The 15,164-nt window shown below is 73.0% G+C and carries 16 protein-coding genes; 8 read left to right on the top strand and 8 right to left on the bottom strand.

Going from position 1 to position 15,164, the window contains the following annotated elements; all coding sequences use genetic code 11:
- Positions 1 to 2: 2 nt before the first annotated feature.
- Positions 3 to 950 carry a DMT family transporter gene (locus tag ACZ60B_RS12555; protein WP_469385991.1) on the top strand — a complete coding sequence of 316 codons (948 nt, stop codon included), beginning with the start codon at positions 3 to 5 and terminating at the stop codon, positions 948 to 950.
- Between the two features lie 95 nt (positions 951 to 1,045).
- Here the strand turns inward: ACZ60B_RS12555 and ACZ60B_RS12550 are convergent, their stop codons facing one another.
- Complete coding sequence (locus ACZ60B_RS12550; RefSeq protein ID WP_469385990.1) at positions 1,046 to 2,377, bottom strand: aminotransferase class I/II-fold pyridoxal phosphate-dependent enzyme; 1,332 nt, start codon at positions 2,375 to 2,377, stop codon at positions 1,046 to 1,048.
- 35 nt (positions 2,378 to 2,412) lie between these two features.
- Here ACZ60B_RS12550 and ACZ60B_RS12545 point away from each other — a divergent pair, with 35 nt between their 5' ends.
- Both ACZ60B_RS12545 and ACZ60B_RS12540 read left to right on the top strand, forming a co-directional pair.
- The gene (locus ACZ60B_RS12545) at positions 2,413 to 3,096 is read left to right on the top strand and encodes a pyridoxamine 5'-phosphate oxidase family protein (RefSeq protein ID WP_469385989.1); all 684 of its coding nucleotides are present in this window, start codon (positions 2,413 to 2,415) and stop codon (positions 3,094 to 3,096) included.
- The gene (locus ACZ60B_RS12540; RefSeq protein ID WP_469385988.1) at positions 3,096 to 3,728 is read left to right on the top strand and encodes an FMN-binding negative transcriptional regulator; all 633 of its coding nucleotides are present in this window, start codon (positions 3,096 to 3,098) and stop codon (positions 3,726 to 3,728) included. The genes ACZ60B_RS12545 and ACZ60B_RS12540 overlap by 1 nt, the downstream gene beginning before the upstream one ends.
- 102 nt (positions 3,729 to 3,830) lie before the next feature.
- Here the strand turns inward: ACZ60B_RS12540 and ACZ60B_RS12535 are convergent, their stop codons facing one another.
- The 3 genes from ACZ60B_RS12535 to ACZ60B_RS12525 all read right to left on the bottom strand — a co-directional run bounded on the left by ACZ60B_RS12535 (position 3,831) and on the right by ACZ60B_RS12525 (position 6,678).
- On the bottom strand, positions 3,831 to 4,778 hold the full coding sequence (locus ACZ60B_RS12535) for a DMT family transporter (RefSeq protein WP_469385987.1): 948 nt from the start codon (positions 4,776 to 4,778) through the stop codon (positions 3,831 to 3,833).
- Between the two features lie 193 nt (positions 4,779 to 4,971).
- The gene (locus tag ACZ60B_RS12530) at positions 4,972 to 5,976 is read right to left on the bottom strand and encodes an EamA family transporter (protein ID WP_469385986.1); all 1,005 of its coding nucleotides are present in this window, start codon (positions 5,974 to 5,976) and stop codon (positions 4,972 to 4,974) included.
- Positions 5,977 to 6,084: 108 nt separating this feature from the next.
- The gene (locus tag ACZ60B_RS12525; RefSeq protein ID WP_469385985.1) at positions 6,085 to 6,678 is read right to left on the bottom strand and encodes a hypothetical protein; all 594 of its coding nucleotides are present in this window, start codon (positions 6,676 to 6,678) and stop codon (positions 6,085 to 6,087) included.
- A 264-nt stretch (positions 6,679 to 6,942) separates the two neighbouring features.
- On the opposite strand from ACZ60B_RS12525, the gene ACZ60B_RS12520 reads away from it, so the two are divergent.
- Entirely contained in the window at positions 6,943 to 7,371 is a 429-nt protein-coding gene (locus tag ACZ60B_RS12520; protein WP_469385984.1) for a type II toxin-antitoxin system Rv0910 family toxin, read from the top strand.
- 75 nt (positions 7,372 to 7,446) lie between these two features.
- Here ACZ60B_RS12520 and ACZ60B_RS12515 read toward each other — a convergent pair whose 3' ends face one another.
- Positions 7,447 to 8,058: a PadR family transcriptional regulator gene (locus tag ACZ60B_RS12515; RefSeq protein WP_469385983.1), complete on the bottom strand. Its 612-nt coding sequence runs from the start codon at positions 8,056 to 8,058 to the stop codon at positions 7,447 to 7,449.
- Between the two features lie 177 nt (positions 8,059 to 8,235).
- Here ACZ60B_RS12515 and ACZ60B_RS12510 point away from each other — a divergent pair, with 177 nt between their 5' ends.
- On the top strand, positions 8,236 to 8,745 hold the full coding sequence (locus ACZ60B_RS12510) for a DUF2199 domain-containing protein (protein ID WP_469385982.1): 510 nt from the start codon (positions 8,236 to 8,238) through the stop codon (positions 8,743 to 8,745).
- Between the two features lie 109 nt (positions 8,746 to 8,854).
- Positions 8,855 to 9,667 carry a PhzF family phenazine biosynthesis protein gene (locus ACZ60B_RS12505; RefSeq protein ID WP_450662365.1) on the top strand — a complete coding sequence of 271 codons (813 nt, stop codon included), beginning with the start codon at positions 8,855 to 8,857 and terminating at the stop codon, positions 9,665 to 9,667.
- Between the two features lie 24 nt (positions 9,668 to 9,691).
- Here the strand turns inward: ACZ60B_RS12505 and ACZ60B_RS12500 are convergent, their stop codons facing one another.
- Together ACZ60B_RS12500 and ACZ60B_RS12495 are read right to left on the bottom strand one after the other, a co-directional pair.
- Positions 9,692 to 10,492, bottom strand: a complete 801-nt coding sequence (locus ACZ60B_RS12500) for a CPBP family intramembrane glutamic endopeptidase (protein ID WP_469385981.1) — start codon at positions 10,490 to 10,492, stop codon at positions 9,692 to 9,694.
- 177 nt (positions 10,493 to 10,669) lie between these two features.
- Positions 10,670 to 12,187, bottom strand: a complete 1,518-nt coding sequence (locus ACZ60B_RS12495; RefSeq protein WP_469385980.1) for a glutamate-cysteine ligase family protein — start codon at positions 12,185 to 12,187, stop codon at positions 10,670 to 10,672.
- A gap of 570 nt (positions 12,188 to 12,757) precedes the next feature.
- Between ACZ60B_RS12495 and ACZ60B_RS12490 the strand changes: the two genes are divergently transcribed.
- Both ACZ60B_RS12490 and ACZ60B_RS12485 read left to right on the top strand, forming a co-directional pair.
- Entirely contained in the window at positions 12,758 to 13,342 is a 585-nt protein-coding gene (locus ACZ60B_RS12490; RefSeq protein WP_469385979.1) for a hypothetical protein, read from the top strand.
- Positions 13,343 to 13,620: 278 nt separating this feature from the next.
- Complete coding sequence (locus ACZ60B_RS12485; protein ID WP_351608496.1) at positions 13,621 to 13,827, top strand: DUF5999 family protein; 207 nt, start codon at positions 13,621 to 13,623, stop codon at positions 13,825 to 13,827.
- A 183-nt stretch (positions 13,828 to 14,010) separates the two neighbouring features.
- Here the strand turns inward: ACZ60B_RS12485 and ACZ60B_RS12480 are convergent, their stop codons facing one another.
- Entirely contained in the window at positions 14,011 to 15,150 is a 1,140-nt protein-coding gene (locus ACZ60B_RS12480; protein ID WP_469385978.1) for an endo-1,4-beta-xylanase, read from the bottom strand.
- Between the last annotated feature and the right edge of the window lie 14 nt (positions 15,151 to 15,164).

The following is a 15,164-nucleotide window of genomic DNA, read 5'->3' as shown; positions in this document are numbered from 1 at the left end:
GCATGAGCACCGTCAGCACCGTCACCGCCACCCGCGAGCCTCTCGCGGCCGCCCCCGCCGCCCACCGCCCGCGCCGGGTCCGGGACTGGCGCCTGCGCTTCGCGGCCCTGTCCCTGATCTGGGGCTTCAGCTTTCTGCTGATCAAGGTGGGCACCGACGGGTACGCCCCCTTCCAGGTCACCCTCGGCCGACTGGTGTTCGGCACCGCGGTGCTCGCGGCGGCCATGGCCGTCAAGGGCGAACGGCTCCCGCGCGGCCGGCGGACCTGGGCGCATCTGACGGTCGCCGCCTTCCTTCTCAACGCGCTGCCCTTCTCCCTCTTCGCCTACGCGGAGCTGACGATCCCGTCCACGCTGGCGGGCATCTGCAACGCCACCTCACCCCTGTGGGGCATGGCCCTGTCCCTGGTCGCGCTCTCCGAGGACCGGCCGACCCGGCTCCGGGTCGCCGGGCTCGGCCTGGGTTTCCTGGGCGTGCTGACCGTGCTCGGCGCCTGGCAGGGCTTCCACGGCCTGGACGCCAGGGGCACCGCGCTGGCGCTGCTGGCCTCGCTGAGCTACCCGGTCGGCTGGATCCACGTCCGTCGCACGCTGGCCGGCTCCGGTGTCTCCCACCTGTCCCTGACCGGGGCCCAGCTGCTGCTGGCCACCGTCCAACTGGCCGTCGTCACACCGCTGTTCACCACCCTGCCGACACACTTCGCGCTGCTGCCCCTGCTGGCGATCGCCGCCCTGGGCGCGTTCGGCACCGGGCTCGCGGTCCTCGTCCAGCACGGTCTGGTGGCCGAGGTCGGCCCGACCACCGCCCAGATGGTCACGTACTTCATCCCGGTCATCGCCACGGCCGCGGGCGTCGCGATCCTCGGCGAGCCGCTGGCCTGGACCACCCCGGTCGGCGCGGTCGTCGTCCTGGCGGGCGCGGCACTGAGCCAGGCCCGCGGCAGGTCGTAGAGCAGGGGACGGGGCCGGCCGGGAGCCTCGGGGACGGGCGTCCGGCGCCCGGGTGTCACACCCGGGGCCCGGGCGTCGGCGGCCGTGGCGGGTGTTCAGGCATGGTGGCGGGCCGGAGCCGGGCCCACCGCCGCGGCGACCGCGTCCGCGAGCGGTCCGGTCTCGTGCGCGGCCAGGGTCGAGACGGTGATCCGGATGCCGGGCGGCGCGCCGATCCGGAAGCGGGCGCCGGGCGCGACCGCCCAGCCCGCGTGCAGCAGCCGGGCGACCGCGCCGGTCTCGTCCGGAACCGGGATCCAGACGTTCATGCCGCTGCGGCCATGGGCCTCGATCCCCCGGTCGGCGAGCGCGCCGATCAGCGCGTCCCGCCGCCGCCCGTACGCCGCCGCGACCGCGGGCGCGTCCACCGCGCCGTCGGTCCACAGCCGCAGCACGGCCCGCTGGACGATCCGGCCGACCCAGCCGGGTCCGAGCCGCTGCCGTCCGCTGACCCGGTCGAGGGTGACGGCGTCCCCGGTGAGCACCGCGAGTCTGAGGTCGGGGCCGTAGGCCTTGGCGACCGAGCGGACGAAGGCCCAGTTCCGGGTGGTGCCGGCCAGGGGGTGCAGGGGCAGGTCGACGATGCGGTGGCCGTGGTCGTCCTCGATCAGGAGGGTGTCGGGGTACTCGCGGAGCACGGCCCGCAGGGCGCGCGCCCGGGTGGCGCCCACCGCGGCGCCGGTGGGGTTCTGCGCCCGGTCCGTGACGATCAGGGCGCGCGCCCCGGCGTCCAGGGCCCGGCGCACGGCGTCCGGGACCGGACCCTCGTCGTCGACGGCGACCGCCGCCGTGCGCAGACCGAGGGCCGGCACCAGGTCGAGCAGGCTGCCCCAGCCGGGGTCCTCGACGGCGACCGTGTCGCCGGGCTTGAGGTGTGCGGCGAGCACCCGCTCCACCGCGTCCAGCGAGCCGGAGGCGACGGCGACCGGGCCGTCCGGCACCCCGTCGGCGTCCAGATCTGCCCGCGCGGCCCGCGCCAGCCCGGGCTCCACGGGATCGGTGCCGTACAGCACCGGCTCCCGGTCGCCCTGCGCGGCGGCCGCGCCGAACGCCGGGGCGAGCGCCGGCAGCAGCGCCGGGTCCGGGTTGCCGTCGGCGAGGTCGCGCACGCCCTCCGGGACCTCCACCCGGATCTGCTCCCGTCCGGTGGTGGCCGGTTTGGCCCGCACCCGGCTGCCCCGCCGTCCGGCGGTCTCGATGACCCCGCGCTCGCGCAGGGTGCGGTAGGCGGCCGCGACGGTGTTCGGGTTCACCCCGAGCGCCTCCGCCAACTCCCTCATGGGCGGCAGCAGTTGACCGGGCCGCAGCGCGCCGTCGCCCACCGCGCGCTCGACACTCGCCGAAATCTCCGCCGCACGCCGACCCTGGATCGGATATTCTCCTAGCACAAAGCCAATTATGCACTAGTGCAATGGAGAGCGCCATGCAGGGGACCCGGCAGACACCGTCGCAGCCCGCCGCCTACCAGCCGACCGACCGCACGGTCCCCACCCGCTCCCCTGACCGGGCCTCGTACGACCCGGAAGTCGTGCACGCGATACTCGACGAGGGCTACGTCTGCCACCTCGGCTTCGTCCGCGACGGCGCGCCGGTGGTGCTGCCCACGCTCTACGCGCGGGTCGGCGAGCGGCTGTACGTGCACGGGTCGACGGGCTCGCGTCCGCTGCGGATGACGGGACAGGCCGACCCGGGGCTGCCGGTGTGCCTGACGGTCACCCACGTCGACGCCCTGATCCTGGCCCGCTCGGCGTTCCACCACTCGATCAACTACCGCTCGGTGGTGGTGCACGGCACCGCCCACGACGTGACCGACCCCGAGGAGAAGCGGCTGGCCCTGGACGCCCTCGTCGACCAGGTCGTGGCGGGCCGCGCGGCCGACTCCCGGCCCGCGAACAAGAAGGAGCTGGCCGCCACCGCCGTGATCCGCCTGGACCTCGACGAGGTCTCCGCCAAGCTGCGCACCGGCGGGGTGAACGACGAGCCCGAGGACCTCGGCCTCCCCCACTGGGCCGGCGTGGTGCCGCTGCGCAAGGGTTACGACGCTCCGCTCGCCGATCCCGCCCTGGCCCCCGGAACCGCGCTCCCGGACTACCTGGCGGGCCGGTGATGCTGGTCCACCCGTGGGACGCGCCGCGCGACGACGCCGAGTGGCAGGGCTGGCTGGCGACCCACGACTTCGGGCAGCTCGCGGTGAACGGCCTGCCCGGCGAGCCCCCGCACGTCCAGCCCCTGCACTTCGCCTACGACCCCGGCCGCGGTGAGGCCGTCACCCATCTGGCCCGTCCCAACCCGCTGTGGGAGGCGCTGGAGACGGATCCCGAGGTGGTGCTGAGCGTCGTCGACGACTACGTCTTCGTCCCCGGCCCCTGGCAGGCGGCGCCGGACGGCCCGTCCGCGCACGGCACGCCGACGAGCTTCTACGCGGCCGTCCAGCTTCGCTGCACGGCCCATGTCGTGGACGATCCGGCCGACAAGGCCGAGCTGCTGGACCGGCAGCTCGGCCACTTCCAGCCCGAGGGCGGCTCCGCACCGGTGGCGGTCGGCGCGGCCCCGTACGGCCGACTGCTGTCCGGCATCCGCGGTATCCGGCTGGAGGTGACGGGCGTACGGGCGAAGTTCAAGTACGCGGGCAAGCACACCGGCGAGGTGCGGGAGCGGATCGCGACCCGGCTCGCGGACCGCGGCGGCCCCGGCGACGCGGCGGCCCTGGCGCACCTGCTGCGCAGAGGGACGGACTGACACCGGGGGTCCTGTCGGCGGGCGGCCGCTCGCCGACAGGACCCACGTCCGGCGCCGGCTGCGCGCCCCTCGGGCTGACCGTCCGCGCCGGTTGCGCGCCCTTCAGGCGGTGGCCGGTGCCGTGGTGCCCCGGGTCTCCGCCAGGGCCAGCCCGGTGACCGAGCCCAGCATCAGCAGGGTGCCGACGACGGTCGCGGGGGTGATGCGTTCGCCGAGCAGGGCGACGGCGAGGACCGCCGCGCCGACCGGTTCGAGGAGCATGATCACGGACACCGTCGCGGAGCGCACGACGGCCGCGCCCGCGAAGTACAGGGCGTACGCGAGGGCCGTGGGGACGGCCGCGATGTACACCACCAGCCACAGCGTCCGCAGCGGTTCGGCGGTGTGCGGGACCAGCCCCTGGGCCAGCGCGAACGGCAGCAGGCACAAGGTGGTGACCGCGAACGCGCCCACCGACGTACCGGCCGCGTCCGCTCCGCCGTCGCGGCCCCACCATCGGGTGAACAGGGTCATCGCGCTGTAGCCGGCGGCCGAGACCAGCGCGAGGAGCACACCCGCCGGACGCACGGTCGTGTCCCCGCCCCAGGCCACGAGCACGGCGAGCCCGGTGAGCGCCCCCGCGACGGCGGCGAGCCCGGCGCGGCCGAGCCGCTCCCCCATGGTCAGCCGCGCGCCGAGCGCGATGAGGACCGGACCGGCGCCGAGGGTGACGACCGTGGCGACGGCGAGACCGGTCGCGGAGACGGCCGCGAAGTACGTGGTCTGGAAGACCGCGAGCCCCAGCCCGGTGGCCCCGGCGCGCAGCACCTTGTGCCGCAGGGGCAGTGGCGCGGCCACGGCGGTGCGGGCGGGCCGCGGGCGCAGCCGACGGGCGGCGAGCAGCAGGACGAGCCCGACGGCGCAACGCCAGAAGGACAGGGACACGGCGCCCAGGTCACTGGACCGGTAGACCAGCGAGGCGGCGGCGCCGGCCGTACCCCAGGCGAAACCGGCGACGATCAGGTAGAACAGGCCCCGCCCGACGGGCAGGCCGGAAACAGCAGTGGACATGCGTTCTCTCCGCAGACGCGCAACGACAGTGCGCGGAAGTTCGGGAAAGGACCCCGGTTCGGCGAGGTCCGCGGACTTCGGCTGCGGGCGGCACCGTTCGGCCCGGCGGCAGGCCGGGGGCGGATCGACGGAGGGCCCGCCTCAGACGGCCGGGGGCGAGAGAGCGCGTGCGTCCGAAGGATTGGTCCGCACGTCACGCCACCGGTTCGGGGACGGACGGTTCCCGTTCGGGCAGGCCGCCCGCCACCGGCTGCGCCGCCCCCTTGGCGGGCGTCGACGACTGCGCGATGAACGCGCCGACCAGCACCAGCGCGCCGCCCGCCAGCTGCGGGGCGGACAGGTGCTCGCCGAGCAGCACCCAGGCCAGGACGGTCGCGATGACGGCTTCCAGACAGGCCACGACACCGGCGACCTGGGGGGAGAGCCGACGCACGGACAGGACACCGGTGATGTACGCGACCACCGTGGCGACGAGCACGATCCAGGCCAGCAGCACCCAGGCCGCGACCGGGGTGCCGTCCATCCGCGCGGTGTGCGTGAGCACGGACCGGTCCATGGTCCAGGGCCGGGCCACCACGGTCAGCACGGCGGCGCCGCCGAGGAGGCCGTAGGCGATCACGCCGAGCGGGTCGGGGGCGTCGTCCGCGGAGTCGCTGCCCTGGTCGGCCAGGACGAAGTAGCCGACCTGGCAGCAGGCGGCGCCCAGCGCGAGCAGCAGTCCGAGCGCGTCGAAGCTGAGCCCCGACCACACCTCGACGACGCAGGCCAGCCCGCCGGCCGCGAGGACCACCCCGACCGCCGCGGCGCGGGTCACCGGCCGCCGCTGCACGAACCGCACCCAGCCGAGCACGAGGGCGGGCGCGAGGTACTCGACCAGCAGCGCGACCCCGACGGGTATCCGGGAGAGCGCGGCGAAGTAGCAGGCCTGGACACCGGCCACGGCGAGCAGCCCGAACCCGGCGAGCAGCGCGGGACGGCGGCGCACCAGCGCGCGGTGGCGCACCGCCAGCGGCACCATCACCAGGGCCGCTCCGGCGACCCTGAGCCACACCACGTGAAGCGGGTCGAGGCCTGCCTCGATCAGCGGCTTGGCCGCGACTCCGGAGCCGCCGAAGGCCAGCGCCGAGGCGATCGCGAGCCCCAGCCCGGCGCCCTTGCCGTGGCCGGCCGGACTGCTGTCTGTCATATGCACCGGCACATGATTGCAGGCAATGACATGAGCGTCACCCCTCATGACACCTGTCTCACCGGCTGGACGCGCCCACGGCCCGTGCGCCCGCGACCTGTGCCGATGGGACACCCGCCGTCACCGGCCCTCCTCGACACCTCCGTGGTTCGCCGCGCTTCCGTGGTTCTCCGGGCCGCCGTCGATGCGGGCGGTGATCTCGCGCGGGTCGAGCCCGGCGCGGACCAGCACCTCCACGGCCCGTGCCCGAGGGTCGACGACGATCGCCGCGAGGAGGTCGACGCAGCGGGGCGGCTCGCCGCCGCGCGTCCCGGCACGCGTCCAGGCGTGCTCCACGGCGCCCGCGGCCAGCGGCGAGAGCCCCTCGACCGCGACCCGCGGCATCACCGGCCGGGGCGCCCCGGAGTCCTCGGCCCCCTCCTGCCAGCGCAGGCCGTATCCGATGCTGCGCTGGACGAGATAGCCGAGCAGCCGGGCGAGCCGCGGCCCCTCGCCGAAGACGGCGCGCGCCTCGGGGTCGCACTCCAGCACCGAGTGCAGCAGATGGGCGGTGTCGATGTGACGGTCCCCGCCCCGCAGCGCCCTGCGCCGGGCACCGGCGACCACCGCCGCGAGCTCGGCGCCGAGCCCGGCCTCGCCACCGGCGCGGATGTCCCGGTCGCCGACGCGGACGACCTGGTCGCCGGTGGACTGCCGGGGAATTCGGGGTTGCACAGGTCCCAGCTCATCAGCCCCGGCGGATCCGGGCATCCCCGGCGCGAAGCATTTCGGCCTCCCACACAGAGTGGACGAGGCGGGCCGAAATCTCCTCCCCAGGGATGAGATCACGCCGTTCACCCCACGACGACGCGCGCCGCATCGCCCCGCACCCTTGACGGAGCCCGCCTCCACACTTCCTGACGGTTCATCAGTATTGAATGTTCGGAGCCCTGGGACTACGTTCCGCGACACCACAGCCCGACACGAAGAGGTGGTCGCATGGCCGAAGTCAGCGCGGAGGCACGTATCCAGGCCTCCGCGGAGAAGGTGTGGGCGCAGCTCACGGACTGGTCCGCCTACGGCGAGTGGAACGCGACCCACACCAGCTTCCCCGAGGGCGGCCCCGAGACGCTCGAAGTGGGCGCCACGTTCCAGGAGAACATGAAGCTCATGGGCTTCCCGGCGGAGGTCGAGTGGACCGTCGAGGAACTGGAACCGGCCCGCGTCCTCGCCATCCGCGGCAAGGGGCCGATGGCGGTGACCGTCGCCACCCGTTACACGCTCACCCCCGACGGCGACGCCACCACCCTGCGCATGGACGGCGAGTTCACGGGTGCCGCCGTCTCGCTGATGGCGGGCAAGCTCAAGGACTCGGCGACGGCGGCGCTCGACGAGTCGCTGCGCAAGCTGACCGGGCTGGTGACCTGAGGGCACCCGCACACGGGCGCCCGGCGGAGCGGTCCGCCGGGCGCCCGAGTCGTCGTCGCGCCGCCCACCCTGCCGTCAGTGCTCGTCGGCGAGGATCAGATACAGCTTCTTGCGGGCCTCGTTGATCACCGTCAGCGCCTTCTCGCGCTGCTCCTTGCTGCCGGTCTTCCAGACCTGCCCGAAAGCTTCCATCAGGCCGAAGCCGGCCTGGCGGATCTCACTGAGAGCCTCCCAGTCGACTCCGCGCGAGGCCTCCTCCCAGGGCGCGTCGGCACCCTCCTCGGCAGCCGCGCGGCCCTGCTCGGTGAGCGCGAACAGCTTCTTGCCGCCCTCGGTCTCACTGACGATCAGGCCTTCGTCCTCCAGCAGTTGGAGGGTCGGGTACACCGAGCCGGGGCTGGGCTTCCACGCCCCGCCGCTGCGCTCGGCGATCTCCTGGATCATCTCGTAGCCGTGCATGGGCCGGTCCTTGAGCAGGGCCAGGATGGATGCCCGTACGTCACCTCGCCTCGCCCTGCCCCTGGGCCCGCCGCGCCCTCGGCCGCCCCAGGGCCCGCCGCCCGGCCCGAAGCCCGGCCCACCGGGGCCGAACGGCCCGAAAGCCGCGCGCCGTCCCTCGAAACCGCCCCGGCCGCGCCAGGAGGGGTCGTCCTGTCGATGTCCACGCTCGAATCCGTGGGAACGCATCGCCATCACTCCATTCAGTCGTTGATCTGTCGCGATGCTTCAACGATATATCGGAAGACTGTTGCCGACAAGCCCCTCCCACGAGGGGACCGCTGCCGTGTTCCGGCATTGCTGTTGTGTTCTGGGACTGTTGTTCACCGTGGGACCGTTGTGGTGTCGCGGCGCTAGGCTCCCGCCATGTCGATCACCGCCGGATTCACGTGCTCCTGCTGCGACGAGCACCACGCCGAATCCCCCCTGAGCTACTCGACCAAGGCTCCCGACGTCTGGGACCCGAGCTTCGAGACCGACCCCGACTCCCTGCTGACGTCCGACCAGTGCGTGATCAGGGGGCTGCACTTCTTCGTCAAGGGCCTGATCGAGATACCGGTGATCGGCACCGACGACGTCTTCACCTGGGGGGTCTGGGTCTCGCTGAGCAGGGAGAACTTCACCCGCGCCAGGGAGGTGTGGAACACCCGGGGCCGCGAACGCGAGCGGCCCTACTTCGGCTGGCTCAGCACCGAGCTCGCGCTCTACCCCGAGAGCACCACCGACCTGAAGACCAACGCCCACACCCGGCCGGTCGGCCGGCACCACGCCATCGAGCTGGAGCCCACCGACCACCCGCTCGCCGTCGAACAGCGCAACGGGATCACCCGGGACCGGGTGCGCGAGATCGCCGCGGCCGTGCTGCATCCGGCCTGAGCGACCGCGGTGCGAGGCGTCGCCCCGTCCCGCACCGCCCGCCCGCATCGGTCCAGTCGGTACGGATTGGCCTTGGCCGCGGGGTCACGCGGCCAACTACCGTCGTGACATGCGTATTCGTATCGTCGACGCCTTCACCGACCGCCCCTTCGCCGGCAACCCGGCCGGCGTGCTGCTCCTCGACTCCTTCCCCGACGACGGGCGCCTCCAGAACGTGGCGCTGGAGGTCAACCACGCGGAGACGGCCTTCGCCCACCCGCTGCCGCCCGGCGGCGAGGCGGACTGGGCGCTGCGCTGGTTCACCCCGCTCACCGAGGTCGACATGTGCGGCCACGCCACCCTGGCCACGGCCCACGTCCTGCACACCACGGGCGCCCACACCGGCCCGGTACGGTTCGCCACCCGCAGCGGTGTCCTCGTCGCCACGCCCGCCGAGGACGGTTCGTTCACCCTGGACTTCCCGACCGCGCCGCTCACCCCGGTCGCCCTGCCGGACGGCGTCGCGCAGGCGCTCGGCGCCGAACCGCTCACCGCCTTCGACACCGGCCCGCACATCGGGGACCTGCTGGTCGAACTCCCCGACGAGAAGACCGTGCACGCCCTGCGGCCGGACCACAAGGCGCTCGGCGCCCACTCCCGCCGCGGGATCATCGCCACCGCCCGCGCCGAGAACCCCGCCCTGGGCTACGACTACGTCTCGCGCTGCTTCTTCCCGAACGTCGGCATCGACGAGGACCCGGTCACCGGCAGCGCCCACACCGCGCTGGCGCCGTACTGGTCCGAGCGCCTCGGCCGGGCGGCGCTCACCGGCCTCCAGGCCTCGCCCCGCACCGGCCGCGTCCGTACCGAGGTACGCGGCGGGCGCACCCTGCTCGGCGGCCGCGCGGTCACCGTCATCGAGGGCGAGCTGCTCGCCTGGTGAGTCCGGCGGGGCCGGGGTGGCCGCTCAGGCCGTCGGCAGCCACCCCACCTTGCCCGCCAGCAGGGCGTACCCGACGAACGCGCCGATGTCGAGCAGGGAGTGCGCCACCACCAGCGGACCCACCCGGCCCCAGCGGCGGTAGAGCCAGACGAACACCACGCCCATCACCATGTTGCCGATGAACCCGCCGATGCCCTGGTAGAGGTGGTACGAGCCGCGCAGCACGGCACTGGCCACCAGCGCGCTGCCCGGGGTCCAGCCCAACTGCCCCAGCCGGCGCAGCAGATAGCCGACGACGATGACCTCTTCCAGGATCGCGTTCTGCATCGCCGAGAGGATCAGTACCGGAAACTTCCACCACACGTCGGGCAGTGCCTCCGGCACCACCGTGAGGTTGAAGCCGAGGCCGCGCGCGGCCAGGTAGAAGGCGATCCCGGTACTGCCGATCACCGCCGCGACGCCCGCGCCGCGGCCCAGGTCGGGCCAGGGCCGGGTGCGGTCGAAGCCGAGGGTGCCCAGCCGCTCGCCCTCACGCAGCAGGAAGTGGGCGACCAGGGCCACCGGCACCAGGGCCGAGGCGATCCCGAAGAGCTGCCAGGCGAGGTCCAGCCAGGGCCGGCCCGGCGCGGCCGAGGCGTTGAGGGTGGCCGCCTGGTCCTTCAGTCCCCCCGGTTTGGTGACCGAGCCGACGAAGCTGATCAGTGCGGCAAGCGCGCTCGCGCCGAGCGACAGCGCCAGCACGAGCAGCGTCTCGTCCCGGAGCGTCCGCCGCGAGGGCCGTTCCGACGGATACGCCTCGGCCACCGAGCCTGCCTCCACGTGCACACCTGCCTCCTGTCGACGGTCGTCACAGCTTGCCCGATCGACACGGAGGGGTCGCGGCCGACCCCCCGCGCGGGCGCCCCCGCGCCCGTCGGCACGGGGGCCGGCCCACGCGTACGGGCCCGGACCACGCGTACGCGGCCCGGGCCCGAAGGCGGACGGCGGAGTCGGGGCGGCCCGTCAGCCCAGCGGCACCGGCTCCGGCAGCCCCACCGGCCAGCTGTGCACCGGTTCGCCGAGCAGGGTCAGCTCGCGGTACCGCCGGGTGGTCGCGGCGAGCGCGGCATCCCGGGACAGCCCCGTCTCCAGGGCCCGGTGGAAGGTGGCGGCCTGCCAGGACGCGCCGTTGGTCCGCCGTCGGCAACGCTCCTCGATCACTCCCAGGTACAGATCGCGGTCGGCGGGATCGACCCCCCACGCGTCGAGGCCGGCCTCGGCCAGCGGCAGCAGTTCGTCGCGTACCAGGCCGACGGCGTCGACCTGCGTCGTACCGCCCAGCCGCCCGCGCCGCGGCCACTCGAGGCGGGCGTCGATGCCGTACCGGCACGCGGCGTCGAAGTTGGCGGCGGCCGCCTCGAAGGGCAGCCGGGTCCACACCGGCCGCGAGTCCTCGGCCAGTGCGCGCACGACACCGTAGTAGAAGGCCGCGTTGGCCAGGACGTCCGTGACGGTGGGGCCGGCCGGCAGCACCCGGTTCTCCACCCGCAGATGGGGGACGCCGTCGGCGATGCCGTAGACCGGACGGTTCCAGCGGTACACCGTGCCGTTGTGCAGGACGAGTTCGCCCAGCTGCGGGACGCCGCCCGCGTCCAGGACGTCGAGCGGGTCCTCCTCGGAGCAGATGGGCAGCAGCGCCGGGAAGTAGCGCAGGTTCTCCTCGAACAGGTCGAAGGCCGAGGAGATCCACCGCTCGCCGAACCAGGTCCGCGGCCGCACCCCCTGCGCCTGCAACTCGGGCGGACGGGTGTCGGTGGACTGCTGGAACAGCGGGGGCCTCGACTCGCGCCACAGCTCACGGCCGAACAGGAAGGGTGAGTTGGCGCCGACGGCGATCTGCGCGGCGGCGACCGCCTGCGCGGCGTTCCACACGTCGGCGAACCGGCCCGGGGTGACCTGGAGATGCAGCTGCACGGAGGTGCAGGCGGCCTCCGGGACGATCGACTTGGATGTGCAGGTCAGTCGCTCGACGCCCTCGATGTCGAGCGCGAAGTCCTCGCCCCGGGCGGCCACGATCTGGTCGTTGAGCAGGGTGTAGCGGTCGACGGCGGAAAGGTTGGAGGACACCAGGTCGTCCCGGTCGAGGGTCGGCAGAATACCGATCATCACGATTCCGGCGTCGAGCTCGCCCGCTTTCCGGTCGGCATATGCCAGGGACGTACGAAGCTCCTCGGCCAGCCGGTCGAAAACCCGCCCGCCCAGCCGGTGTGGGGCAATGTTCACTTCCAGATTGAACATGGCGAGTTCTGTTTGGAAATCGCGGCTCGCGATCCGTTCGAGCACCTGCCCATTGAGCATTCTCGGCATGCCGTCGGCCCCGAGGAGATTCAGCTCGATCTCCAGCCCCATGAGGTTCTTCGGGCGATCGAACCGCTTCTCCGCCAGAAGCCGCTCCAGCCCCGCCAGACACCGCCGGAGCTTGTCGCGGTAGCGCTGGCGATCGGACAGATCGAACCGACCTGCCACGACCTTCTCCCCCATGGAAGCGTCCCTCCTCGTCGGGGCGGCTCTCAGGTTCCGGGCCGCCGGTGTCCGGGGTCAGGTGGGATGATGCCCAGCGAAGCCGATCGATAACGCCCCCACTGGGCCGGACAGCCGCTACATTGGTCGGACGTGACCGGCGGCACATTCACGGGGCATAAATCAGTACGCACTTTCGGGTACCCCGTGCGCCTCGTGAAAAACGCCGACGACAATTGGCCGACCGCCGCATCCGCACAAGCCGAGGTCATCGCCTCGCGGCAGGCCCGGAATCGGGATGATTACCGCGTACCGCCGACCGAATGAACCCTTGCCGAAACCGCGGGAAACGGCTAGACGAATCACAGGATGAACACTCGTCGTATAAACTCCGCGAACAAGGCGGAGAAGGTTAGGCGCCCACGGTCGAAGGAACCTGTCGTCGAGGTGACGAACGGCAGGCACACCCACACTCCCGGTTCACAGACCCCGGCCCCTGCCTCTCCGACCCCTCGAGAGCTGACAGCGCCGTCCGCCCCGCACCGCCCCGCCCTCGTGCCACCATGCCTGTCGAATGAGAGGCGACCCACCATGCCGCTGCATGTGCCCCCGGCTCCCGCGCCTGCCCTCCGCTCCGTCCTCACGGCACTCGGTTCCCCCACCGCCGTGCACGAGGCGCAGACCCCCTCCCTGCGCGCGGCCCAGGGACCCGCGACACCCGAACTCCCGCTGCCCGTACACGTACTGGACCGGATCACGCCCGAAGGCATGTCCGGGACGAGGCTGGCCGGCTGGCGGTTCCTGATCCGCTGCGGCGACCGCGCGGTGGCCGCAGCGGAGACCAGGCTCACCCCCGACGGCTGGGCCTTCTCGCATTTCTTCGAGGGTCCCTACATCGCCGCCACCGAACGGGCGCTGCGCCAGGCCGAGTCGGTGCAGCAGCCCTACCAGGCGCGCCTGTTGTCCGTGCCCGGCCTGTACATGCTCACCCTGTGGCTGCACGGCGACTGCGCCGCGGACGGCGCCGAGGGCCATCCCGTCGCCACCGACCTGTTGGTTCCGCTGGCCCCGGCCCCGCCCGGCATCGCGGCCCATCGTCCGCACCGGGTCGCCGAACTGCTCCCGGTCCTGACCCATCGCGCGACACCGACACCGCTGCTGAGCCAACCGGCCTGAGCCCCGGGACCCGCCTCTCGCACCCCGCCGCCGGAATCCGTTTCCGGCGGCGGGGTGCGCATGTCCGCCCGGTGACTAGCCCTGCCTGACCATGGTGAACCCCCCGAAGGGACCACTCGGTCGGAATGAACCGTCCGCCTGAGCGATGCGTCATGAACCTGTGAGAAGCGGTGCACCGAAATCCCTGCGGATTGACGCCCGTAGGGCAACACTGGGTTCCGACCGACTTATCGTCACGGGGGACGGACATGACCACGACAGAGACAGAGATCCCACCCATGTGCCAGCACCAGCCACCGTGCCCGACAGCCGACTCCGCCGACCGGGAATCCGCCCGCCTGATGGCGCACCACCCGGAGCAGGGATGGAGCCTGCTGTGCAACGGCGTCCTCCTCTTCGAGGACACCGGTGAGCTCCTGCCCGACGGCCAGATCATCGCCCCGCACCGCCCGCTGGAGTCCGGCCGGGTCGTGACGGCCGCCTAGGGCCTGTCAGGACGTACACCCGGCGACGCCGCGCGACGCCGGAAGGACATGAGGGGCCGGACCGCAGACTCCCTGCGAACCGGCCCCGACGCATGTCCGGGGGTGTTCACTCACCGTAGCGACCCGGAGGCGGATCCGCCACCGGCGCCCGCCCCCGCTCCGTTCCCGGCCACCCGGGCCGTGTCACCCCAGGGCGTCCCGCAGCGCGAAGTACGCGGGCTTGGGCCGGAGTTGCTCGTCCCACGGCAGCGCGGCGCCCTGCCCCTCGAAGAACGCCGGGATCCAGGAGTACTTGTCGGTCCAGTCCCAGACCGTGATGCCCACGCACCGGCGCACCGCCAGGCATGCCCGGGTCATGTCCCGGTACCAGTCGGCCTGTTCGGCCAGCTTCTCCTCGGTGGCGGGCAGCAGCATCCGTACGTCGACCTCGGTCAGCGCGGCGTCCAGACCGAGCCGGGAGAACCGGCGCAGATTCTCCTCCAGGGTGGCCGGATAGCCGTACTGGAGGGCGAGATGGGCCTGGAGGCCGATGCCGTCGAGGGGGACTCCCTGCGCCTTCAGTTCCTGGGCCAGCCGGTAGTAGGCGTCGCTCTTCGGGCCGGTCGCCTCGATGTTGTAGTCGTTGAGGTAGAGCTTGGCGTGCGGATCGGCCTGGTGGGCCCAGCGCAGCGCGTCGGCGATGTAGCCGGGACCGAGCGTCTTGTAGAAGACCGTCTCGCGGTAGGTGCCGTCCTCGTTGAACGCCTCGTTGACGACGTCCCAGGAGTAGACCTTGCCCCGGTAGTGGCGTGCCTCGGTGAGGATGTGGTTCTTCAGCACGGCCCGCAGGTCGTCGGCGCTCCACGACCGGCCGGTGAGCCAGTCGGGCAACTGGCTGTGCCAGACCAGGGTGTGGGCACGGACCTGCTGGTGGTGGGCGCGGGCGAGGTTCACGATCTGGTCGCCTGCGGTCCAGTCGAAGACGCCCTGCCGGGGCTCGGTGGCGTACCACTTCATGCCGTTGCCCGGGGTGATCATGTCGAACTCGCTGCTGAGGACCGCGGTGTAGGCGGCGTCGGTGAGTTCGGGGTTGTCGGTGGCGCTGCCGAAGTAGCGGCCGTGGCTGCGGGCGAGGTCGGCGAGGGTGGACCGCCCCGCGTGCCGGCCGTTCCCGTCGTGCCCCTCGCCGGCCCGGGCGGCCGGGCCGGCGACGACACCCGCCGCCACCAGCACCGCGGCGAGGGCGCCGGCGAGTCTGAGGCGGGCGCGGGACGGCCGGATGCCGGGTAAGGAACTCGTGGTGCCCGCTGATCCGGTGGCGCCCACTGATCCGGTGGTGCTCATGGTGCGACTCCTCA

It is taken from the genome of Streptomyces sp. NPDC104096, from assembly GCF_055584385.1.
The sequence above is the reverse complement of the archived record's forward strand: the minus strand, read 5'-3'. Positions and strand labels throughout refer to the sequence as shown.